Genomic DNA, 22,070 nt, shown 5'->3' with positions numbered 1-22,070 from the left:
GTGACTCAACTCACGCCGATGCTGATCAATCGAGCGTCGTGCGCGACGAGATGGGTAACACCCGTTCACTCAGATTCCACGCACCCAGTGCCGCTGTCGTTTCTCACGGTCGCCTGCACGACTGCGCGCGTCACCGCGGCACTCATGCAGACGACCCTGGGCATTCAGATGTTCAAGGTCCCCTGCACACACGGCGCGGGCGCCGCTGGCCGTTCCATATGGGGATCGCTCACCGGTGCTTTCTTCTTGGCCGCGAGGCCGGGTTAGGTGGCGGGCGCTGAGGTGATTTCGATCGGCAGTTCGACGTCGATCGGGTCGCCGCTGTGTGTGCGCAGGGCAAGCACGGCGGGCCCGGTTTGCAGATTGGCGGGGAGGTCGAAGGATGCGTCGACCGTCGATCGTTCGCCCTTCGGTGTCGGCCGGCCAAGCAGTATTTCCTCGCCGCTCGCGGAGGGGGTGATGGTGACCGTGACGTCTGAGGCGGCGCGGCTCGTGCCTCCGGTGTCCTCGCATGTCTCCCAGATGAAGTCGGCGCTGAAGTGGACGACTCCGGTGGGATGCAGAGACGACTCTTGCAGTTCGATTACTTTGGGCGAACAGGACCCGGCTGAGTCCGACGTGATGTCGGTGCAACCGTTGACGCTCAGCGCGATGGCGGCCGCGGCGACGAGAGGCGTCCCTCGTCCTGTTCGTCTCTGCGTCATGCGGATCAGTGAAGCACTGCGCGCTGCAGCCTGCGTCAGGAGTACCGCGAACGTCATCAGATCGTTGAAAGGTTGATCGATCGGCGTTCCGTATGGGGATGGTTTTCCGGGTCGGTCGGCTTCCCTCAGGTCCAGCGACGTTCGAGCCAGTGAAGTGCGGCGTCGGCTCAGCAATTAACTGACGTCACGAAACCTGATTAGAGCCGTTTACGACATATAGAATGAGTGACTCGTTACGTGACTCTTTCACCCGGCGCACCATCGCGCCAGCACCGCGTCACGTATTCGGCCGTATAAGTGACAGGAGTCAGCGATGCTCGTCGGCTACATGCGCGTCTCGAAAACCGATGGAACGCAGACCACGGATCCCCAGCGTGATGCGCTGCTCGCGGCCGGCGTCGAGGACGCTCAGCTGTACTCCGACCTCGCGTCCGGTCGGAAGGATGATAGGCCGGGTCTGCTGTCGTGCCTGAAAGCGCTGCGCGAAGGCGACACTCTCGTCGTGTGGAAGCTGGACCGGCTCGGACGCGACCTTCACCACCTCGTGAACACGGTCCATGACCTCACCGCCCGCGGCATTGGGTTGAAGGTGCTCACGGGTCAGGGGGCGGCGATCGACACGACCACTGCGGCCGGCAAGCTGGTCTTCGGGATCTTCGCTGCCCTTGCTGAGTTCGAGCGCGAGCTCATTTCCGAACGAACGATGGCGGGCCTCGCGTCTGCTCGAGCACGCGGTCGGGTCGGCGGGCGCCCGTTCACCATGACGCCCGCCAAGGTGCGACTCGCGATGGCGTCAATGGGCAAGCCGGAGACGAACATCGGTGCCCTCTGCAAAGAACTCGGCATCTCCCGCCAGACGCTCTACCGCCACGTCTCGCCCACGGGTGAGGTGCGGCCAGATGGCCTTCGCGTTCTCGGGCGCAAGAGCACCTAGACGCAGCTGGCCGACGTCGGCGTGGGCCCCGATCGTCGGTTGCAGCTGACCTAGCTGCATGAGCGCTCTGCCATCGGTATATCAAAGACAGCGCTGGCGAAGGAGTTCGGTATCAGCCGGGAGACCTCTTACCTCTACCTTCGCGCCGCGGTGACGAGTAACGCGGCACGGGCTCGACAACCGTGCTTAACTGCGGTCGACGGCGAGCGTCGGAACGTCGAGGAGGATCACTTCATGGATCGGACCTCACATCAGCGCGGGACGTTCTTACGGCGCTCGGGATGGGTGCTGGTCGCCGCAGCGGCAGTGATGGCCACGAGCGGCTGCGCACCAGCAGGCTCGAACGGCGACTACCCCGCGTACTCCTCGGACACCGAGATGGCTGAGAGGTCTGATGCTGTGGTGGTGGGCGACATCCTCTCGGACCGCAGGGAAGCCATCCTAGGTTTTGACTACCGAGTCGTGTCGATCGAGGTCCTGACCGACGCGAAGTCGCTGTACGAGCCGGGCGACCTGATCGAGGTCAAGCTGCTTACCGGCAGCGTTTCCGAGCCGGGACCGGACCTCGACGTTGACGGCAGGTACGTCCTGTTCCTCGAGACCTACGACTCGGTACCGGCGTCGCTCCTCAATCCCTGGCAGGCCTACTACGAGGTGCAGGACGGAACGGTTGTGCCAGATCCCGACAACGACCTCACCCTTGGGCCCGAGCTGCAACAGGCTCTCGGGATCAGCTGACGCAGCAGAGTGTTGTGCAGAGGACCTTGAAGATCTGTGCAGAGGACCTCGAGAACTGACAACGGAGCTGGAGCCGGTTCTTACGGCAGAGTCCTCAAACGAGACGTGTCACGAGCAGGACGGCCGGGCAGGCCGCGGCGGTCGATTCAGTCGCACTCAGGATCGAACGAGCCGCGCAATGGCGTCGGAAGCTTCCTGAAGCTTCACCTGAGCCTGGACGCCGCCGAGAGCGGCGGCTTCGAGGACGCAGTGGTTGAGGTGGTCGTTCAGCAGGCCGAGGGCGACGGATTCGAGAGCGCTGGTCATCGCGGAGACCTGGGTGAGGATGTCGATGCAGTACTTCTCGTCATCGACCATGCCCTGCAACCCACGCGCTTGGCCTTCGATCCGGCGCAGACGCTTGAGGTACAGCTCCTTGTTCGAGATGTAGCCGTGCGGCTGATCCGCGTGCTCATGTGTGACGTCGGTCAGCTCCTGGGTCATGTCCGCCCCCTCCTGCACCGATGTCCTACCGATACCCCCCCAGAGTACTGGCATCCGTGTGAACACGCGGATGCCAAGCCAGAAGAACGATAGACACTTATACCCCCGGGGGGTACAGTAGAGACTTCCTTAGCTTGGAGGCATCATGACTGACTCGACTACTCCCGCTCCCCTGCCGATGGCATCGACGTGTGCGTGCTGCGCACCGTCGCAGTCCGCGGCCGTTCCGCCCGTCTCGACGAAGAGCGATTCGGCGACGACCGCGGAGTTCGGAGTCACGGGCATGACCTGCTCGCACTGCGTCGGGGCGGTGACGGAGGAGATCGGTGGCATCGAGGGCGTCTCGGACGTCCGAGTGGAGCTCGTGGTCGGCGGCACTTCCACGGTCACGGTTGTCTCGGATCGCCCGATCTCGCAGGGCGTTGTCGCTGCTGCGGTGGATGAGGCCGGGTACGTCCTCGCTCCGACGTCCTGATGAGCGGGGAGAGCGTCGATCTGCTGGTCGGCGGGATGACGTGCGCGTCGTGCGCGGCCCGGATTGAGAAGAAGCTCAATCGGATGCCGGGCGTGGAGGCGAGCGTGAACTACGCGACTGAGAAGGCCGCGATCCGGCTGCCGGCGGGAACGAGTGTCGCGGATGCGATCGCGACGATCCAGAACACCGGCTACTCCGCCGCGTTGCCTGCGCCAACCCCGGAGACGGGGAAGGACGGCGCGGATGCCGCACTGAATGTGTTGCGGCGACGGTTGTGGGTGTCGATCGCTCTCGCGGTGCCGGTTGTGGTCCTATCGATGGTGCCGGTGGCGCAGTTCCCGGGGTGGCAGTGGCTCGCCCTGGTCCTCGCAGCGCCCGTGGCTCTGTGGGGGGCGTGGCCGTTCCACCGGGCTGCGTGGGTGAACGCCCGTCACGGTGCCGCGACGATGGACACGCTGATCAGCGTGGGGGTTCTGGCGGCGCTGGGCTGGTCCGTGTACGCCCTGTTCTTCGGGTCGGCGGGCACGATCGGGATGACGATGGCGTTCGAGTGGACGCTTGCGCAGGGCGCGGGAGCGCACGACATTTACCTCGAGGTCGCCGCAGCGGTTCCCGCGTTTGTTCTCACCGGCCGGTATGTCGAGGCGCGCGCGAAGCGCAGCTCGGGATCCGCGTTGAAGGCGCTGCTGGAGATGGGCGCGAAGGACGTCTCGGTCCTCACCGGTGACGTCGAAGTGCTGGTCCCGGTGTCAGCACTGCGCGTCGGGGACCGGTTCGTGGTCCGTCCCGGGGAGAAGATCGCCACCGACGGCACCGTCATAGACGGCAGCTCCGCGGTGGATGTGAGCCTGTTGACGGGCGAGAGCGTCCCGGTGGAAGTAGCGCCCGGGGATCGTGTGGTCGGTGCGACCGTGAACGTGGGCGGGCGGCTCGTGATTGAGGCGTCCCGGGTGGGCGCGGACACGGAGCTGGCGCAGATGGGGCGCCTGGTGGAGCAGGCGCAGGCCGGCAAGGCGCAGGTGCAGCGGCTCGCGGATCGTATCTCCGCCGTGTTCGTTCCCGTCGTGATCGCTCTCGCGCTTGCGACTCTGGCGGGCTGGCTGCTGGTCGGCGCGAGTGCGGAGATGGCGTTCACCGCCGCGGTCGCGACGCTGATCATCGCGTGCCCGTGCGCGCTGGGATTGGCCACACCGACCGCACTGCTCGTGGGAACCGGGCGCGGGGCGCAGCTGGGAATCCTAATCAAGGGACCCCAGGTGCTGGAGTCCACCCACAGGGTCGACACGATCGTTTTGGACAAGACCGGGACCGTGACCACGGGACGCATGAGCGTCACCGCCGCCGTAGCCGAGCCGTCTACTACGGCGGCGGAGCTGCTGCGCCTGGCGGCCGCCGCAGAAGCTGGATCCGAGCACCCCATCGGTGCTTCGATCGTCCGTGCCGCCCGTGAGGCGGGACCCGTCCCTCCTGCTGAGTCATTCCAGTCAGTGCAGGGTCTAGGTGTGCAGGCCGTGGTCGAGGGGCACCTCGTCGCCGTCGGGCGGCTGGGGTGGCTGCGTGAGCAGTGGGCTGTGAGCGTGCCGGCGGACCTGATGGCGCGAGCGGACGAGTTCGAGTGCGGCGGGCGCACCGTCGTCGCCGTCGCCTGGGACGGGGTCGCGCGAGGTGTCCTCGCGGTCGAGGACACCGTGAAGCCCACGAGTGCCGCTGCGATCGAGCAGCTGCGTGGGCTGGGCCTTCGCCCGGTGCTTCTCACCGGCGACAACGAACGCGCCGCGCGCACGGTCGCCGCCCTGGTCGGCATCGAGGACGTCATCGCCGGAGTGCTGCCCGAGCAGAAGGCCGAGACGATCGCCCGGTTGCAGGCCGAGGGTGCGGTGGTGGCGATGGTCGGGGACGGCGTGAACGACGCGATCGCGTTGGCGCGCGCGGACCTGGGTATCGCGATGGGGACCGGCGCGGACGTCGCGATCGAGGCCAGCGATCTGACGCTGGTTCGCGGAGATCTGCTCGTCGCGGTCGACGCGATCCGGCTGTCTCGGCGGACCCTCGGGACGATCAAGACGAACCTGTTCTGGGCGTTCGCGTACAACGTGGCAGCGATCCCGCTCGCCGCGCTGGGGTTCCTGAACCCGCTGATCGCCGGCGCAGCGATGGCCGCGTCCTCGATCTTCGTCGTCACCAACAGCCTCCGACTTCGTGGATTCCGCGCCCACGCGACTGCGGTCCAGGAGGTGCTGCCGACCTTCACGTCGAGGCGGTGAGAACTTTTCCAGGTGCAATCCGTGACCTCCCCGTTACCATGGGGGGGTATGCGTCCGTAGTGTCTATGCCCGACGAGTGTGCTCACGACTTCGCCTGAGGAGGTGACGACCATGATGACGCCCCCGCTTTCTGCGAAGGTTCGCGGTGCGCGCACCCCGTTTACCCGCGCCGTGGTCGTTCTCCTCACCCTCGCGGCGCTAGTCGTGGGCTTGTTCGCGTTGCACTCCATGTCGGGGGGCTCGGCGGACGCCACCGCACCAGCCGGGAGCCACTCCCACGCAAACTCAGCCGCCGGACCGACGGATGCTCTCGTTGCGCAGAGCGGCGTCGCTATGACTGTCGGGACGATGGTGTCCGGTGTGACCGGTGTTCCGGTGATGCCCTGCGAGGGCAGTTGCGCCATGGAGTGCGCCGTGATGGCGGCAACATGCGCCATCGTGTTCATCCTCGCTGCCCTGCTGCTGCTGGTGCGGTTCCCGGCGATGCATTCGCTCGTTCTCGACGCCGGTCCTCGTCTTCGCGCGCTGGCTCCGCGCGCCCAGTTCCACGTTTACTTCCCCTCCCTCACCGTTCTCTCGATCAGCCGAACCTGAAGCGCGTGTCGTCGCGCTCTGCGACACACACTCCGACCGCTTGGCGGTCTCTCTAGCTTCTTCCTGATCCCACAGAACGGATTACTACTCATGTTCAAGACTCGAAACGCACTCCTCGCCGCCCTCGCTCTCGGTACCGTCGTCACCTTGTCCGCGTGTTCCTCAGGGGGCATGAGCGGAATGGACGGCATGAGCGGCTCGGGCGACAGCAGTTCCTCCTCGTCGCCGTCCGACTCAGCTACCGCGGTTGCTGGCGACTTCAACGACCAGGACGTGATGTTCGCGCAGATGATGAAGGCGCATCACGAGCAGGCGGTGGAGATGTCCGACATGATCCTGATGAAGGACGACGTCGACCAGCGAGTCCTCGACCTCGCGACGAAGATCAAGGCCGAGCAGGCCCCCGAGATCGACACGATGCAGCAGTGGCTCACGTCGTGGGGCGCCGACGACTCGATGTCGAGCATGGATCATGACATGAGCGGCATGATGTCCGACGAGGACATGAGCGCGCTCGAGAGCGCGTCGGGAACCGACGCAGCGAAGCTGTTCCTGGAGCAGATGACCATGCACCACGAGGGCGCCATCGAGATGGCGCAGAACGAGGTCGACTCCGGCCAGAACCCGGACGCCGTCGCACTCGCTGAGTCCATCGTCACCTCGCAGTCTGCGGAGCTGGACGAGATGAAGGCTCTGCTCGCCTCCCTCTGAAGCCTTTGGCGTTGATACCCGTCATCGCCACCCCGACGGGGTGCGCGGCTGTAGTCGATTCGATTCCTGCTGCTGCGCTCCCTCGAGGTGCACGCGCTCCCTCGCTGTGCACCTCGCGGTGGGGTCTGCCGTACCTGGCGGGCCCCACCCCTCCTCTCGCCCACGCCCACGCCCATGCTCTGGCGTCGATCTGGAACTTTCTCTCATGCTTCACACTCTTCTCCCCGCGCGCCTCTTCACCCGAGGGGAGCGTTCGTGACCTCGACTCCCGTGCAGCCCCTCCCTCGCCGCGCTGATCTGCGCCGGGCGCAGGCTGCCGCCTCCCGACGTAGCTCCCGGAGTACCGTCCGGCGATCCAAGGACACTCCTGCCGGGACGCCACCGCGTCGCTCATCGTTGACGGTGTCTGATGGGGCCCGATTATCCGTGCTGTCAGTACTGGTGGTTGCCGGCATCGCGGTCACCAATTCGATGCCCGCCGTCGCTGTCACTCCCACTGCTGGCACGATGGCCGGTGGTTTGGACTCCGCCTCCTCACAAGCGCAGACGTTCGTCGCGGCCGCCGCCGTCTCGGACACCATCACCCGCGACTCGTTCACGGCTGAGGCCAAGCCTCCCGAACCCGTGCTCGTAGCACCGGTAACGGTGCAATCTGCCGAGACGGGTGAGGATAGTTCCGAGGTGTACTCGGCGGGTACGGATGCTGGCACGGTGGCGGGGGCGTGGGCATTGCCTGTTGCCGGCCGAATCACCTCTCCCTATGGACCCCGTCCCGACCGGCCGGTCGCTGGGGTAGGTGCCTACCACTACGGAACCGATCTCGCGACGAGCTGCGGAACCCCGGTGGTCGCAGCTGCCGCGGGCACGGTCGTCGCGGCGACCTATTCAGGGTCGTATGGGAACTGGATCCTGATCGATCACGGCAACGGCGTGCAGACCGGATACGCCCACAACCAGGACCTGCTCATCGAGGAAGGCGCCACCGTGGAGGCGGGCGACCTCATCGCGCTGGTCGGATCGACCGGCGCGTCCAGCGGATGCCACCTGCACTTCGAGACGCAGGTCGATGGGGAACGGGTCAACCCGGAGCTGTTCATGAGCAAGGTCGGTGTGTTCCTTGGCTGATCCTCGAGCCGGCGGACGTCGGCTGCACATGCTGGCGGCTTTCGGGCTCGTCTGGGGTTTGACCGTTGGTTTAGCCGGTCCTGCTGTCGCAGCCGAGTACCCCTCGTGGGAGGACGTCGAGAAGGCCCGCTCCAGCGAAGCAGCGACTCAGAGCCAGATCTCCGAGTTGAACGCTTTGCTGACGTCGCTTGAGAGTGATGTCGAGGAGGCGCAGGCGGTGAACCGGCAGCGTGCGGGCGAGTACGAGGACGCTCAAGCAGAGTTTGATGAGGCGACCTATCGGGCGTCGTCGTTGCAGAGTCAGGCGGATGAGGCGACCGAGCTCGCGGCTCAGTCTCGTCAGCAGGCCGGGCAGCTAGCAGCGGCACTCGCTCGGGCGGGTGGCGGGGACGTGACGATGGCGTTGCTGATGACTCCGGACAGCTCGGATCTCCTGCGTCAGCTGGCGATGATGGGACAGCTCACCGAACGCACCGACGAGATCTATGCCACCGCCCGAACGGACTTGAACAACGCCGCCGCTCTTACCGCGCAAGCTGAGATCGCCCGCGGCGAGCTCGAAGCTCTCGCGATCACGGCGGAGTCCGCGTTGCAGGACGCCATCGCAGCTCGCGCTGCAGTGGAGTCTCAGCTGCAGGAGCAGCAGGATTCCGCTGCAATACTGCGCGCGCAGCTGAGCGTGCTGACCGAGGACCGGGCTGCGACCGAGGCCGATTACCAGGCCGGCGAGCAGGCGCGCCGCGCCGCGGAAGCCGCAGCGGCGGAAGCCGCCGCCGCCGCACGCGCCGCGGCTGCTGCCGCTTCCGCCGCTGCTGCTTCTGCTCCAGCCCCTCCAACCGTTTCGTTCGGAAAGCCGGCACCGGCGCCCGCGCCTCGGCCGGGACCTGGAACGGCACCTGGACCGGTGTCGCCGCCCGCGCCGGCATCGAACCAGGGATGGGTGCGTCCCGTGTCCGGAACCATCACCAGCGTGTTCGGTCCTCGCCCCAACCGGCCCGTGGCCGGTGTCGGCGCGTTCCACTACGGCACTGACATCGCCGCCGGCTGCGGCGTGACGGTCGTGGCAGCGTCAGCGGGGAGGGTGAGCTACTCCGGACCGTTCGGTAGTTACGGGAACTGGGTGCTCCTGGACAACGGCGGCGGCATCGAAACCGGGTACGCCCACAACTCGACCCTGCTCGTCACAGAGGGAGAGCAGGTTACCGCTGGGCAGCCAATCGCCTTGGTAGGTTCCACCGGCGCCTCCAGCGGCTGCCACCTCCACTACGAGACCCGCGTGAACGGTGCCCGCATCGACCCACAGCCGTTCATGAGCCAGCGAGGAGCACCCCTTGGCTGACCCCACCATCCGCGCCGCCGCTGCCCTGACGCTACTCACCGCTTTAACTCTGACGGGATGCACCAGCACCGCGTCACCTCCGGCAGTGAGCGCCCCGGTCGCGGGTGCCGCGCTGGAGCATGTGCACGGGGTCGACTACGACCCGGCGACGGGCGCGACCTACGCGGCCGCCCACGGCGGCGTTTTCCTTGTCTCTACCGAGAAGCTTCCCGATTCTTACGGGACCGGGCCGGCCAGCATCTCGGCGGGTGGGAACGGGCCGATCGCCGGACGCGCTCAGGACACGATGGGGTTCACCATTGCCGACACCGGAACCCTCTTCGCCTCCGGGCACCCCGACCCGAACGATCCCGCCGCCGTGCAAAGCCCCAACCTGGGGTTGATCCGCAGCAGCGACGGCGCGCAGACCTGGGAGCCGGTGTCCCTCGCCGGAGAGACCGACTTCCACGACATCGCCACCACCGTCCTTCCCAGCGGTGCAACGAGGATCTACGGATACGACGCTGCACGGAGAGTGCTGCGCATCAGCGACGATGACGGGAGCACCTGGCGAGACGGCGCCGCGCTTGGAACGCGAGATATCGCCGTCGACGCGGGGAACCCGGATCGGGTGTTCGCAACGACCGAGGAAGGACTCGCCGTCAGCGTCGACACCGGAAGCACCTTCGCTCCCGTTGACGGCGCTCCGGCGCTGTTCGTGCTGGACGCTATCCCGGTCACCGCCGGCGGCGGGCTCGTGGGGGTCGACGTGGAGAGCCGGGTATGGACCTCGACCACGGACGGGCAATGGGAGGCCCGCGGATCCGTCGCCGGGACAGTGCAAGCGTTCAGCTACGTCGAAGGTGAGAACCCGTGGATTCTGGCCTTCGACGACAACGGTCTGCGCGCGTCAGGCGACTACGGAGACACCTGGACGGTACTGCCCACCAGCTGACCCTTCCTTCGGCGGAAACGTCGCCGCAACGTCAGATGCCGCCGCATTCCTGAATGCGGGAAAAGCCGAGTTGTCGCAGCTTCGACGAAATCACCTGCTCGATCCGGCAGCCGCATCCGTTTACGAAAGGGATTCTCGATGAGGTCAGGTGTGATGCCAGGCGGTCCCCTGCCTGCTCAGCGCGGGAGGGTGCCTTCACCGTCGCGCATCGCCGGCCTCGACGTTGCCCGAGGTCTCGCAGTGTTGGGGATGTTCGCCGCTCATCTTGCTCCCGTCGAACGCGAGATGCCGTGGGATGGGCGCAGCTCGGTCTTGTTCGCGGTTCTCGCGGGCGTGTCGATCGGGCTCATGACCGGCGGCGCCGCTCGCTCGCAGCATCCATTCCGCGACACCGCTTCGATCCTCCTCCGCGGCTTGTACCTGCTCGTCATCGGGGTCGCTCTGATCCTGCTTCAAACACCTATCGCCGTGATCCTGCCGCACTACGGGGTCATGTTCGCGGTCGCAGCGATCCTGCTCTTCCTTCCCCGGGCCGCCTTAGCCGGGCTCATCACCGTTTTCGCCTTAATCGGTCCTGTCGTCGTCGACCAGCTCGTGACTACCAGCAACGCCTGGATAGCGACGCTTCCGTCTGATGACGCGCTGCTCGCACGGATGCCGGTCACCTGGTTCACGCAGTACTACCCGGTCCCTTCCTGGCTGGCCTATGTGGTCCTGGGTTTGCTCATCGCACGGTGCGATGTACGCTCACCCACTACACAGCGGTGGCTGGTGATCGGAGGCTCCGCGGCGGCGGCCGTAGGGTACGGCGGCGGTCTACTCCTCGGAGGTCCTGAAAGTGTCGAAGCGCACTCGAGTACGACAGCCGAGCTTCTCGGCGCCGGAGGAATCGCGTGCCTTGCCATCGGCTCGCTCATCGCGCTCGTGTCGCACGTGCCTCTCCTGCGGGTCATCACGTCGCCACTGGCGGCGGTCGGCGCGATGCCGTTGACCATCTACTCACTGCAGCTTGTACTGCTCGCGGTCTACCTGACCCCTTATGAACCGTTCAACTTCGACACCTGGCGCAGCTGGACCCTGCTGGCCGCCTTCGTCCTCGGATCGATCGTGTTCGCGCTCGCCTGGCAGAGACTGATCGGGCAGGGCCCCCTCGAGAGTCTGCTCGCTCGAGCGTCCCTGCGTCCAGAACACACGGTCGTGCGGGGTGCGCCTGACTAGAAGAAGGGAGGCGCTCATTCGCTCGGCGTTCGGACTGGTCGCTGTCGACCCGCCCCGAGTGAGGGTCAGGCGGGGCGTTCGGGCTCGAAGAAGTGTGCCGGCGGCGGCGCGTAGGGCAGCGGATCGCCAGGCTTGTTCTCATCATCCGACTGCGCGAACGGCCCGGTAGAGGACAGCAGCACCGCCATCTGCCGGTCGCAGTGGTTGATCCACCAGTCGCTCAGCCCGATCGGGTCTTGCCGGGCGTTCTCCCACGTGCGCCAGATCGACTCCAACCGGCTGATGGCCTCTTCGCTCTCCCACCACGCCGCCTTCCATCTCAGATCCGCCCGTCCCGGCCGGCCTACGGTCCGCCGGTACTTGAACCGCAGATGCTCCCGCACAAATTCGTCCACCGTGCCGTAGAACAGCGTCGGAGCCTCCTGCGTCGGAGCCTCCTGCGTCGGCTGTTCCTCTCCCTCAAACTCCGGGCTGTCGAAATCAAAGCTGTCGGTCATGGTCAGACCTTCCGCGCACCGGGCTGGTGCGCGGCGATAGACGCCTTGATCGCCTCGACGGTCGCTTTCGGGCCGTGGTACCAGGGGACCGTTTTGAGCATCACGGCCCGGTTACCGGACGAGAACATGATCGCTCGGCCACGGGGAAGGTCCGCAAGTTCCTGCACTTCGAGGATCTTCTCTCGCTTCAACGAGGTGGTGGTGGAGCGGACACCCTTGTTCATGCTGACGGACGTCGTTTCGCGGTCGAAGGTGCCGATCAGATCGGAGAGCATGCCGAGGAATTCGGGGTCGGAGACGCCGCCTGCATATAGTTTCGTGTTCGCCGCGGACCACAGCTTCTTCATCCCCTCCTGCCCGTAGACCGCCACGCCCTGAGACCAGGACTGGTAGACGGAGACGATCGGGATTCCTCGAGAACCGAAGTGGGAGTACAGGTCTGGCAGGTCGGACCAGCGGCACACGTTCGCCGCCTCGTCCAGCAGCCCGAGCAGCGGCGTCTTCAATCGGCCACCGGGTGAGGCGGTCGCCAGCTCCTCCGCCGCCTCGATCGTCGCGGCCGTCAGCGCCGTCACGAGTGCAGTCGCGTTGCCGGCACCCTCCATCGACAGGGAGTAGAGGGTGCCGGACCCCTTCACGAACTCGTGCGGATTGAACTGCCGCCGCGAATCGACCGGCTTGGGGCGGGTCGTCGTGGCGGTCGTCCCGTCGTCTGCATCGGTCGAGTCCATTTGTGCGGCAGCACCCGTCGAGCCCCCAGCGGCCACGACGTGACGAGTAGGGGCCAGGGTTGGGTCGATGGGACGCGGGTTCACCCACGGCTCGATGGTGGTGTTGTTCAGGCATGCAGCCATCCGCTCGGCGGACGAGTAGATGCCGTCACGAGCCTTCTCCGACCCGCGCTGCACGGAGCGGATCGCATCGGCCTGACGCGGGTAGCCGGCCTCTTCCAGATAGTCCAACGGCTCCACCCGGGCCACGTTCGTCAACCAGTCGTAGACGTCGGTGATCGGCCGGTTCTTCACCGCGGCGGCGAGGAAGAACGCGGCCAACAGGTTCTGCGCCTTGCCCTCGAAGTAGGCATCCGTCTTCGCGTTCGCGCCGGTCACGGAAGACGCGAAGTGCTGCGCGAGCTTCGCAGCCTTGGTGTCGTCCGTGACGTAGGTCAGCGGATTCCACCACCAGGTGGGCTCCTCCAATGCGACCTTCTGAGGGTCGAACACCCACACGTCCCCGACCTGCGCGCGCAGGTCCCTCGTCGCATCCAGCACGTCGCGCTTGTTCGAGGTGGTGACGACCGCGCCAGGCGCAGCCGTCAGCGCCGGGATCACCAGCGAGGTCGACTTACCCACGCGAGGGCCGGCGATCAGAATGCCCATGTCCTCGAACGAGGAGTAGAGGGTCTTCTTCGTGGCCAAGACCATCGCCCCGGTCGGAATGCCGGGATTGCCGGTCACGCCCAGACGCGCGGACGTCGAGGTCGCCGCTTTAAGCTGCATCCCCTGCATCTCCTTCACCGACGCCATGTGCCAGGCGGCGTGATCCGCGCGGGAAGCGCCGCGCGACATCATCGACTTCATCCACAGCACCCAGGCGCCCAGCAGGACCAGGCCGATGCCGAATACGATCGCGATCGTCGTTCCCGACGAGGGCCACATGTAGGTGCCCTTCCGCAGGCCCTCGATCATCGCGAACGGATCGCCCGTGATCCCCGCGTTCACGCCATCCATGCCGGAGCCGATCTTCATCGCCACCGCGAAACCGACGATCACGATGATCGCCCCTACCGCCGACACGAGCATCAGCGTCTCGTTGCCCGCCTTCCCGGGCTCGCGCCGGCGGTTGTTCGTCGTCGTGCTCATGGTGCAGCTCCTTCAATCAGTGCGGTGGTGGTGCGGGTCGGTGGCGCGGGAATCGCGTGCTGCACCGTCGCGGTGAACGCGAGAGTGGCGGCCATGGCCACGAGGACCGCAGCGGCCAACAGGCCGGCGACCGCGCTGACCTGGGCGAGAGGACCCCGAAGTAGGGCGCCGCTGGTGCGGGCGGCGATCACGACGTCACCAGCTCGGCCAGCGGCACGGGCGTTGGCAGGAACCGCCGCGGCTCGCACCGCTCATAGACCGGCCCGTCGTAGTGGGCCGTCGTGTCATCGGTCGCCGCCTGCCGGCTGGTGCCCCAAGTGAGGACGGCCTGCCCGGCGTCGACGTACTCGCAGGGCAGGTCCGTCATGTGGAACGGGTGCGGGAGCGTCGTGGTCATCGAGCAGCCCCAGAGGTATCCGTCGTAGGCGACCGTCGATGTGCAGCTCATGCGATCACCCGATCCCACTGGTCCCAGGCGACGAAGGCCGCCATGAGGCCGATTCCCGTCCAGTAGGCAGGGAGCAGGAACCGATCACGATCCGCTGCCCGCTGATGGCGGGCGCCGATCACGCTGACGATCGCGGCGCCGGCCGAGCCGGCCGTAACGAAGGTCGCGCCGAGGGCGACGAGGACGCTCACGGCAGGATCTCCACCATGACCGGATCGGTCGCCAGGGGCTCGTTCGCGCGGCCTGCGCGGCTCGTGGTGTGCCAGAGCTTGTTGGTGTCGTTGACGTCCTTCTCCGCCCCGGTCAGGTGGACGCGGACGGGGATGCCGGGACGGCCGCCCACCTTGATCAGGAACAGGCCACGGCCGGGCGGGTCCGCTTCCTTCCCGGAGACGCCATCCCAGGCGGGCGGGTCCTGCCAGCTCGTGAGCATTTCCTGCTCCTTCGAAGACAGCGGCACCGCCGAGGTGAGCAGGGGCATCTCAGCACCGGGCAGGCCGCCGCAGATGACCATGCCGGAGCGCTCCACGAATCCGCGGGCCTTCATCCGGTCCTCTTCGCTGGAAAGCGCGAGGAGGTCGGACATGGTGTGGCTGATCATCGCCAGGCCGACGCCGCGGGCGCGGTTCAGGCGGGTGAGGGCGTCGACGCGATCGACCATGCCCTTTCCCGCGCGCAGCGCCCGCCACAGCTCGTCCAGGATCACGAAGTAGTGGCGGCGGGGCTCGATCCCCGCATCGGCCAGCGCCGCGGCGACGTTGACCGTCCCGAACCCCGCGGACCAGCATGCGAGGAGGATCGCCGCCTGGAGGTCGCCTTCGGAGTCATCGATCGAGGACACGTCGTAGACCACGGGGCGGTCGCGCCGCATCGGGGTGGTGGTCTGGCGGGAGAAGATCTCGCCCAGCCGGCCACCGGAGGTGAGGCCGATGAGGGACGCTTCGAGGTTCTCGGTGATTTCCTTGTACCGCTTGAGGTCGTTGCGGTCGAGCGCGACCTGTCGAATCTCGTCCGGCGCGGCCTGGATGACGGCGAGCAGGTCCGCGAGGACGGGGATGCCCTCGTGGTGCTCGTCCAGGTACTTCAACGCCCGGTCGATGATCGTCTCCTCCCGGTCCGTGGGCGGCTGGGAGCGGAGGATCGTCAGGAGCGCTGCGATCATCGTGTGCCGGCGGCCGTGAGCGTCCGCGAGGACCTGAGCGGCGAGGCGCTGCGCCTTCACCGCGCGCAGGTGCAGCTCCGTGGAGTCGCCGCCGCGGGCGTCGAGCTCCGCGGCTTGCTCGAGCGCCTGGTCGGCGTCGTCGCGCAGGCGCTTCGCCGCGCTGGTCGCCTCGCCCGGGTCGAGGATGTTGAGGTAGCCGCGGTCACGGCCGAGGGTGATGACCTGCCCCTCCATCGCGCGGATCAGATCCACGTAGTCGGGCTTCAAATCTCCGAGGACCAGCGGAATGGTGCCGTACCCGGCGAGCCCGGTCGCCATGCGGCGGGTCAGCGAGGACTTCCCCAGGCCCGGCTTGCCGAGGACGAACATCGACGGGTTGGAGATGAGCTGCGCCCGCTGGAACCAGCTGATCGGGTCGCACAACACGGAGGCCCCGGTGGTGAGGTTCTTCCCCAACGGCACGCCGATCATGGGCGTGCCCGTTCCGACCGAGAAGGGGTACAGCCCGCACACCTGAACGGTCGTCGCGCGGAACTCATCGGCGGGCTGGATCGAGACGGCCTGGCCGCCGCCGCGGCCGAGCCATCCCGTCGACGTCGGCCGCATCGGGCGCTTCGGCGCCGACTCTTTCTCGATGTTCTGTCTGCCGCCCTGGTGCGGGATCGCTCGCTTCTTCCGCGACCGCTTGGAGGGCTTCTCGCGGGCGAGAGGAGAGCTGGCGGCGCGAGCTGCGGCGGCCTCCTCCTCAGCCTTCCGCGTGCGGCGTGAACGGGCGCGAGCGTCCGTCGATGTCGCCGCGGCCTGCGCCGTCGTCGGGGCACCGACCGCGCCCGTGGGCGTGGCGGAGTCGAGCGCGTCGACGTCGCCGGCCTCTTCGCTCTGGTCGACGTCGACGGCACCGGTCGGCAGGCCGTCGCCGTCGATGTCGGCGGGGGCGTCGGCGGGTTCGGTGTCGCGGTGGCGGGAGAAGAGCTTGGTGGTGATGCTCACTGGGGGCCTCCAAGAAGGGTCGGAACGACGACAAAGACGGGTGAGGGCTGAGGGTTAACCCGGGACGGCACCGGACGTGTGTCCAGTGCCGTCCTGGTGGTGGCGGGGTGTGTCACAGGATTTCCCGCATCTCGTTGGGGATGCGCAGGTGCCGCGGCAGGACCAGGCCCAGCGGGAGGGCGGCGGCGAAGGCGGAGTCCTGCGAGCCGAACGCGGGCCGCATCCGCAGGCGGGCGGCCGAGGTGAGAGAGTCGATCGCGGCGCGCGCTTCGGGCTCCTGGCCACGCTGCAGCGTGGTCGCGGTGACGATCAGGCCGAAGTTCATCAGCCCGGCGCCGGAGGCTTCCTCCGCGGCCGTGGCCTGCGCCGAGCGGGTCGAGAGCGTCGAGCGCGCGGTGGGCTTGGTGGACGCGGAGGAGTTGAACTGGGCAGCGTTCAGGTCCGCCTCGACCAGCGCTGCGGCGCGGGCGGGGTCGATGGGCCGGTAGAGCAGGGTGACGCGCTTGCGGGCGATGTCGCGGTGCGGTGCGAGCAGGCGGGCGAGGATGTTCGACTGGACGACGCCGCGCGGCGGGGCGGTCATGGTCCACGACGTCGACACCGCTCCGTCGTGACGGTAGGAGTCCCAGTGCGCTTCGGCGCCCGCGGGGCCGACGTCGGTCCAGGACAGGTCAGCCGTCTCGCCCTCTGCGCGCGCCTGATCGATCAAGAGCGCCGCGGCGGGGTCGTACGCGGTGCGGATGACCTCGCACAGCTCCTGAGCGCTCAGGGGCCGCGCTGCGCCCGCCCCCGTCGCCGCGAGAGAAGACGTCAAGCCGGGGATGCGGGCGGAGAGGTCCGCGGCGACCTCCTTGGCGTTGCGGCGCTTCCCGTTGATCCGCGCGGTCGCCGTGAACGTGAGCGCGATGTAGGCGTGGATCGTGGCCGATCCGACCGGGTAGGTCTCTACGACCTCTTGGAGCATTGCTCGCGCGAACAGCGGCGCGTCCGGGTCCATCGACCCCTCGACCTCACCGCGCAGGCGCGTGCCCGTGTCAGGCGCCGTCTCGACCGTCACGGAGGCCGCCTCGATGCCGGGCTCGTCTCCGAGGTTGGCGAGCCAGATGCCGTACTCCGCGACCTGGTTGTTGATCTGCTCCTGATCCACCAGCGCGGCGCCATCCGGCTCCGTCGCGAAAACCACGGTGAAGTGCTTCGTCATCGGAGTGCTGATCAGAGCGAACCGGCGGCCGTGGGAGTCCTCGTGCTCGGTGAGCTGCGACGCCGCGGCCAGCCCCGGGAGCTGGAACGTCCCCCACTTCGCGCGGCCGATCGGGCCGGAGCGGTAGATGTTCGCTCCCTTGCTCTTGGTGCGCCACCAGTTCACGCGGACCACCATCCTTCCCAGGGCTGACTGCCCGTGCTTGTCCTTGACCGAGACGGTCAGGAGGATGCCGCCGAAGATCCCGGCGACGATCAGAGCCGGCCCGAGGCCGGAGAACATGGACGCGATGATCGAGGACACGATGCCCACGAACATCACGAGGGTGGCGAGCTGCCCCAGCCCGCCGAGGCCGGCGGTCTGAGGCTTTCGCCAGTTGCCGTACGTGCGAGCCTTGATCGGTTCGGTTGCCGTGCTGGACATGGGTTAGCTCCCGCTCTCGTTGCTGCCGGTCGCCTCTTCGGTGCCGGCCTTCACGGCCTGAGCGGCGTGCTTCGCGCCCTCCGCGGCCTTCGTCGCGACGGCGATACCGGCGCCGATCGGGCCAGCCGCGGCCGCGGCGCCGCTCGCGGCTGCCCGGCCCCGGCGCCGCTCGACGCGGCAGCTCCCGCGCCGCTGGTCGCCGCGCTTCCGGCACCGGCACCTGCGCCGCTGCCGGCCGTCGCCGCCGACCCGGACGGGTCCGCGGCCGACGTCGACGCCGGAGAGCCCGGCGTCGACGTGCTGCCGGACGGTCCGTCCGTGGACGAGCTATTGCCGCCTCCACCGCCGCCGTTCCCGCCACCACCGCCTCCGTTGTTGCTGGCGCGGATCGCGCCCGTCGCGACGTCACCCGCGGCCGAGAGAGCCGCGGCGCCCAGCAACAGGCCCGCCGCTCCTCCCCCGCCGACCGAGGAGACGGCCGGGACGAGGAAGCGCATCAGCGCGGGCAGGGCCACGAGCGCGATGAGCATCAGCGCGAGGCCGGTGACGATCTGGAAGAGCCCGGTGCCGTCCGACTTGAACAGGTCCGTGCCGGTCATCCGGAAGGCGATCGCGTAGACGATCGCCGCGGCGGGCTTGTAGAGGATGAAGGCGAGAGTCCAGGCCATCGCCTTCTTGAACCACTGCCGGCCGATCTCGGTGTTCGTGAACGAGGCGGCCAGGGGGAAGATGCCCGCCAGGACGACGAGCATCGCGCCGCGGAAGACCATCACCGCGATCTGCACGTAGGTCATGAACACCGCGAGCATCCCGAGCAGGAAGAGCCCGATCAAGCCGATTCCGGAGGTCGCGGTGAGTGCGATCATCGCGAAGACGTTGGTGCCGAAGCAGTTGCTCTCGCCCTGCTGCGACACGTCGCAGTCGGTCGAGTTGTTGAGGATCCAGATCGAGAACGCATCGCCCGCTTGGGTCGCCAGGCGGATGACGACCAGCCCTGCGCCGGCCACGGCGATCAGCGTCAGGACCGATCCCGCGAGCTCGCGCAGCGGCACCGCGCGCTGCGTCCACACCATCCGGCCAGCAGCGACGAGGATCGCGAGGATCGCGAGTCCGCCGGTGTACCACTGCAACTGCCCCTGCACCCAGCCGACGACGCTCGAGGACTCGTTCAGGTGCATCGCCAGAGGGAGGAACCCTGTCACGAGCGCCGCCGCGGAGGACAACAGCAGTACGGCCAGGAGGATGACGCCGATGCGGCCCATGTGAGCTTCGCCGTCCCCGTGCCGACGACGGCTCGCCATCATCACGCCCGCGACGATCAGGGACATGACTGCCAGGCCCGCAGAGACCCACGTCACGTAGCCGAGGATCGTCTCGAACGCCTCCGGTAGCGGCGGAGTGCCGCCACCGTTGACGCCGCCGCCCTGGTCCACGACCGTGACCGGGGAGGGCACGTTCATCCAGACGGTGCCAAGAGAGGCGATCGCCTTGCCGTAGCCCTCCAAGATGTTGTTGACGAACTGCTGCAAGGCATCGTTCGACGCCTTCGAGACGACGTTGCCGACAGCGACGCCGGTCCAGCAGGGAACGTCGATGGGGAGGCACGCCTCTCCACCGCCGGTTGTGGCGGTTGCGATCACTGGACACCCGCCCAGACGATGTAGCCGCCGAGGTTCTGCAGCGTGGTGGGGCGGAAGGGCGGCTGTCCTTCGTCGGTGACGACGAGCTTCCAGTCGCCGTCGATCCACTTCACCGCGGACGGGAAGCTGATCAGCGAGCCCGTGTTCAGCTCGAATGCGGTGTCGATCGTTGCGTTCTCTCCGTCGTAGGACAGCACCTTGAATCCCGCGATCTGCACGCTGGTGCCGGTGTTGCTCTGCTGTGTATCGGCGGCGATAGCGGCATCGCGTCCAGGTCCCGGTGCCGTGAGCTGTTCCACTGCGAGCGGTGCGAGCCGAGCGTCCGATCCCATGGCCCACAGGTTCGAGACAGCGAAGAGAGCGCCCTCGACGGTGTGCGAGTAGCACGTGCGCACTCCGTCACTGTCGGTTTCCCCAGGGCCGGCCTCGGCGGAGCTGGGAGCGGCCATGGTGCCGACGATGGTCCACTCGGTCGTCGGCGGTGCGGTGAGGGTGCCGCTCTCCTCGTAGCCGGAGAGCCCGCACACGCTCTCGGCATCGGCGGAGACGGTGGAGGAAGGGGTAGGAGTGCCGGGGGTGGCGGCGGTGGTGTCGCCTCCCCCGGGTCCCAGGGACGTCACGCCGAGCACGATGCCTGCGAGGGCGAGTGCTGCGACGACGCTCGCTCCGATGATGAAGCCCTTCGTGGTGAACGGGTTACGCGGTTCGGAGTCGTTCATGACGTCCCTTGCCTTCCTGTTGGTGATGTCGGTTTCCCGGGGACGCTAGGCGCCCATCAGGAAGCCGACGATCGTGAACGCGGCGGACACGATGATCACGCCGACGAGGAGTCGTCCGAGCCAGCCGCCGATTTCTCCGCCTTCGCCGCGGCGGGCGGAGACGGTCATGGTGACGCCGAGGATGATCAGGCCGACGACGGCGACGCCGAGGCCGACCCACTTGGCCCAGCCCATGACGGTGGTGAAGGCCTCGAATCCGGGGGGCATGCCGCCGGGGCCCGGGTCGGGGACGACGGCGCCGAGCGCACCTGCGGTGGTGAGGATGTCGGCCGCTGCCGAGATGAGGACAGACATGGTGTGTGCTCCGTTTCGTGGTGGGTGGTGCGGGGGTGATCGGCGCCGCGGGTGCGACGTCGAGAGGGTCCGGTTATCCGGTGGTGAGGGGGCCGTCGGCGTAGGCGACGTCGAAGTGCAGGTGGTTCGGGGTGTCACCGAACTGGGTGATGTGCTGATACGTGGTCGAGCGGCACTGGATCTGGCCGGCGCGAGAGCCCTGGGGCACCTGCGGGTCTAAGACCGTCAGCAGTTGCAGGGCGTTCGCGTCGCAGCCGGTGGTGGCCGTGCCGTCGAAGGAGAAGAAGTCGACCGCGTTCCCGCCACCGTTCATCCAGTGAGAAGAGCCGGTGCCGGCGCCCAGCAGTGACCCGGTGCAATGTCGGTTGAGGTCGGAGACCCCTACCTTCCCGAACGTATTCAGCGCGATGGTGATGATCTGGAGGATCCGCATGTCGATGCCGCAGTTCTCCTTGGCGGTCCCGGCGGCCATGTCGCGGATCTGCTGCGCGTACCTGTCCTCGAGCAGACGCAGGCGCCCCTCGTCCATCGCCGTCACGAGTGCGGCTGCGAGGGCCTGCGCGTCTCCGGACACGGCGACGCATCCACCGATCGGTGCAGCCGTCGCAGGTGCGGTGCTGGCCGGCGTCGACGGAAGCTCGACCGGTGCAGCGGTCGTCGCGGGGGTTGTCGTGCTGCTGCCGAGGCTGCCCAGGTAGGTCATGATCGCCACGGCGTCGGCGCGGTACTTCGTGTAGTGGTTCGGGTCGGCGTTGCGCTGGACCTTGTTGATCGCGATGGAGGGCTCCATCGCCTGCCAACCCTCGACCGCGACGAGGCGGTCGTAGAAGAAGCCCGCCGAGGTCGTCGGGTCCATGCGCTGCTCGACGGTGCCCCAGCTCGACTGCTGCTGGAACAGGCCAATCGAGTCAGCGACCGACCCGTCCGGGTTGATCGCACCGTCCCCGTAGCCGATGTTCACCAGGGAGGACTCCCCGATCGCCGTCTGCACGCCGAGTGTCTGCCCGTCCGCGCCGAGCCCCTTCGCCGCTCCCGCGTTCACGATCAGTGCAGCGTTCACCAGCTGGTCGTGCCCGTAGGCGCCGACCCGCGCATCCGCAGGGATCGCGGACACGTTCACCGGCCCCCCGCCGGGCAGGCAGGATGCTGCAGCGTCCTCAGCAGCGCCGAAGAACAGCAGCCACAGCAGTAGCGCGATCGCGAGAAGCGGTGCCAGGACCGCTGCAAAAACCCCCATTCCCCCCTTCACCACCGG

General features: G+C 67.6%; 22 protein-coding genes and 1 pseudogene. 11 read left to right on the top strand and 12 right to left on the bottom strand.

Annotated features, from left to right (window positions below; translation table 11 throughout):
* Positions 1–263: 263 nt before the first annotated feature.
* A complete protein-coding gene (locus tag GSU68_RS19180; protein ID WP_159910494.1) occupies positions 264–761 on the bottom strand; it encodes a hypothetical protein in 498 nt (165 codons plus the stop codon).
* A gap of 256 nt (positions 762–1,017) precedes the next feature.
* Between GSU68_RS19180 and GSU68_RS19175 the strand changes: the two genes are divergently transcribed.
* The 3 genes and pseudogenes from GSU68_RS19175 to GSU68_RS19170 all read left to right on the top strand — a co-directional run bounded on the left by GSU68_RS19175 (position 1,018) and on the right by GSU68_RS19170 (position 2,376).
* Positions 1,018–1,638 carry a recombinase family protein gene (locus tag GSU68_RS19175; RefSeq protein WP_104262291.1) on the top strand — a complete coding sequence of 207 codons (621 nt, stop codon included), beginning with the start codon at positions 1,018–1,020 and terminating at the stop codon, positions 1,636–1,638.
* A 54-nt stretch (positions 1,639–1,692) separates the two neighbouring features.
* Positions 1,693–1,788: pseudogene (locus tag GSU68_RS19990) on the top strand (helix-turn-helix domain-containing protein); the annotation flags it as partial.
* Between the two features lie 84 nt (positions 1,789–1,872).
* Complete coding sequence (locus tag GSU68_RS19170) at positions 1,873–2,376, top strand: hypothetical protein (RefSeq protein WP_159910493.1); 504 nt, start codon at positions 1,873–1,875, stop codon at positions 2,374–2,376.
* 156 nt (positions 2,377–2,532) lie between these two features.
* Here the strand turns inward: GSU68_RS19170 and GSU68_RS19165 are convergent, their stop codons facing one another.
* Positions 2,533–2,859, bottom strand: a complete 327-nt coding sequence (locus tag GSU68_RS19165; RefSeq protein ID WP_159910492.1) for a metal-sensitive transcriptional regulator — start codon at positions 2,857–2,859, stop codon at positions 2,533–2,535.
* A 145-nt stretch (positions 2,860–3,004) separates the two neighbouring features.
* On the opposite strand from GSU68_RS19165, the gene GSU68_RS20130 reads away from it, so the two are divergent.
* The 8 genes from GSU68_RS20130 (at position 3,005) to GSU68_RS19125 (ending at position 11,519) form a co-directional block, all read left to right on the top strand.
* The gene (locus tag GSU68_RS20130; protein ID WP_348272524.1) at positions 3,005–3,334 is read left to right on the top strand and encodes a heavy metal-associated domain-containing protein; all 330 of its coding nucleotides are present in this window, start codon (positions 3,005–3,007) and stop codon (positions 3,332–3,334) included.
* Positions 3,334–5,598, top strand: a complete 2,265-nt coding sequence (locus GSU68_RS19155) for a heavy metal translocating P-type ATPase (protein WP_159910491.1) — start codon at positions 3,334–3,336, stop codon at positions 5,596–5,598. Before GSU68_RS20130 ends, GSU68_RS19155 begins: the two co-directional genes overlap by 1 nt.
* A 102-nt stretch (positions 5,599–5,700) precedes the next feature.
* Entirely contained in the window at positions 5,701–6,192 is a 492-nt protein-coding gene (locus GSU68_RS19150; RefSeq protein ID WP_159910490.1) for a hypothetical protein, read from the top strand.
* 90 nt (positions 6,193–6,282) lie between these two features.
* Complete coding sequence (locus tag GSU68_RS19145) at positions 6,283–6,903, top strand: DUF305 domain-containing protein (RefSeq protein ID WP_159910489.1); 621 nt, start codon at positions 6,283–6,285, stop codon at positions 6,901–6,903.
* Positions 6,904–7,329: 426 nt separating this feature from the next.
* Entirely contained in the window at positions 7,330–8,028 is a 699-nt protein-coding gene (locus GSU68_RS19140) for a M23 family metallopeptidase (protein WP_159910488.1), read from the top strand.
* A 28-nt stretch (positions 8,029–8,056) separates the two neighbouring features.
* A complete protein-coding gene (locus GSU68_RS19135; RefSeq protein ID WP_159910487.1) occupies positions 8,057–9,367 on the top strand; it encodes a M23 family metallopeptidase in 1,311 nt (436 codons plus the stop codon).
* Complete coding sequence (locus tag GSU68_RS19130; RefSeq protein ID WP_159910486.1) at positions 9,360–10,301, top strand: F510_1955 family glycosylhydrolase; 942 nt, start codon at positions 9,360–9,362, stop codon at positions 10,299–10,301. The genes GSU68_RS19135 and GSU68_RS19130 overlap by 8 nt, the downstream gene beginning before the upstream one ends.
* Before the next feature lie 189 nt (positions 10,302–10,490).
* Positions 10,491–11,519 (top strand): DUF418 domain-containing protein, encoded by a 1,029-nt coding sequence (locus GSU68_RS19125; protein WP_159910485.1) that lies wholly within the window; start codon positions 10,491–10,493, stop codon positions 11,517–11,519.
* A 65-nt stretch (positions 11,520–11,584) separates the two neighbouring features.
* Here GSU68_RS19125 and GSU68_RS19120 read toward each other — a convergent pair whose 3' ends face one another.
* The 10 genes from GSU68_RS19120 to GSU68_RS19075 all read right to left on the bottom strand — a co-directional run bounded on the left by GSU68_RS19120 (position 11,585) and on the right by GSU68_RS19075 (position 22,067).
* A complete protein-coding gene (locus GSU68_RS19120) occupies positions 11,585–12,016 on the bottom strand; it encodes a DUF4913 domain-containing protein (RefSeq protein WP_244259528.1) in 432 nt (143 codons plus the stop codon).
* A gap of 2 nt (positions 12,017–12,018) precedes the next feature.
* On the bottom strand, positions 12,019–13,878 hold the full coding sequence (locus GSU68_RS19115; RefSeq protein WP_159910484.1) for a TraM recognition domain-containing protein: 1,860 nt from the start codon (positions 13,876–13,878) through the stop codon (positions 12,019–12,021).
* 187 nt (positions 13,879–14,065) lie between these two features.
* Entirely contained in the window at positions 14,066–14,326 is a 261-nt protein-coding gene (locus tag GSU68_RS19110; protein ID WP_159910483.1) for a hypothetical protein, read from the bottom strand.
* A complete protein-coding gene (locus GSU68_RS19105; protein ID WP_159910482.1) occupies positions 14,323–14,517 on the bottom strand; it encodes a hypothetical protein in 195 nt (64 codons plus the stop codon). The genes GSU68_RS19110 and GSU68_RS19105 overlap by 4 nt, the downstream gene beginning before the upstream one ends.
* Entirely contained in the window at positions 14,514–16,124 is a 1,611-nt protein-coding gene (locus GSU68_RS19100; RefSeq protein WP_244259540.1) for a type IV secretory system conjugative DNA transfer family protein, read from the bottom strand. Before GSU68_RS19100 ends, GSU68_RS19105 begins: the two co-directional genes overlap by 4 nt.
* 466 nt (positions 16,125–16,590) lie before the next feature.
* Positions 16,591–18,102 (bottom strand): SCO6880 family protein, encoded by a 1,512-nt coding sequence (locus tag GSU68_RS19095; protein ID WP_208544735.1) that lies wholly within the window; start codon positions 18,100–18,102, stop codon positions 16,591–16,593.
* Between the two features lie 50 nt (positions 18,103–18,152).
* On the bottom strand, positions 18,153–19,631 hold the full coding sequence (locus tag GSU68_RS19090; protein WP_159910481.1) for a hypothetical protein: 1,479 nt from the start codon (positions 19,629–19,631) through the stop codon (positions 18,153–18,155).
* Between the two features lie 107 nt (positions 19,632–19,738).
* Entirely contained in the window at positions 19,739–20,461 is a 723-nt protein-coding gene (locus GSU68_RS19085) for a hypothetical protein (RefSeq protein ID WP_159910480.1), read from the bottom strand.
* A gap of 45 nt (positions 20,462–20,506) precedes the next feature.
* Positions 20,507–20,815, bottom strand: a complete 309-nt coding sequence (locus tag GSU68_RS19080; protein ID WP_159910479.1) for a hypothetical protein — start codon at positions 20,813–20,815, stop codon at positions 20,507–20,509.
* Positions 20,816–20,888: 73 nt separating this feature from the next.
* Complete coding sequence (locus GSU68_RS19075) at positions 20,889–22,067, bottom strand: hypothetical protein (protein WP_159910478.1); 1,179 nt, start codon at positions 22,065–22,067, stop codon at positions 20,889–20,891.
* Positions 22,068–22,070: the final 3 nt, after the last annotated feature.

Source organism: Rathayibacter sp. VKM Ac-2759 (genome assembly GCF_009834225.1).
In the GTDB taxonomy this organism is placed as follows: domain Bacteria; phylum Actinomycetota; class Actinomycetes; order Actinomycetales; family Microbacteriaceae; genus Rathayibacter.
This window is presented reverse-complemented; position numbering and strand designations above follow the sequence as displayed.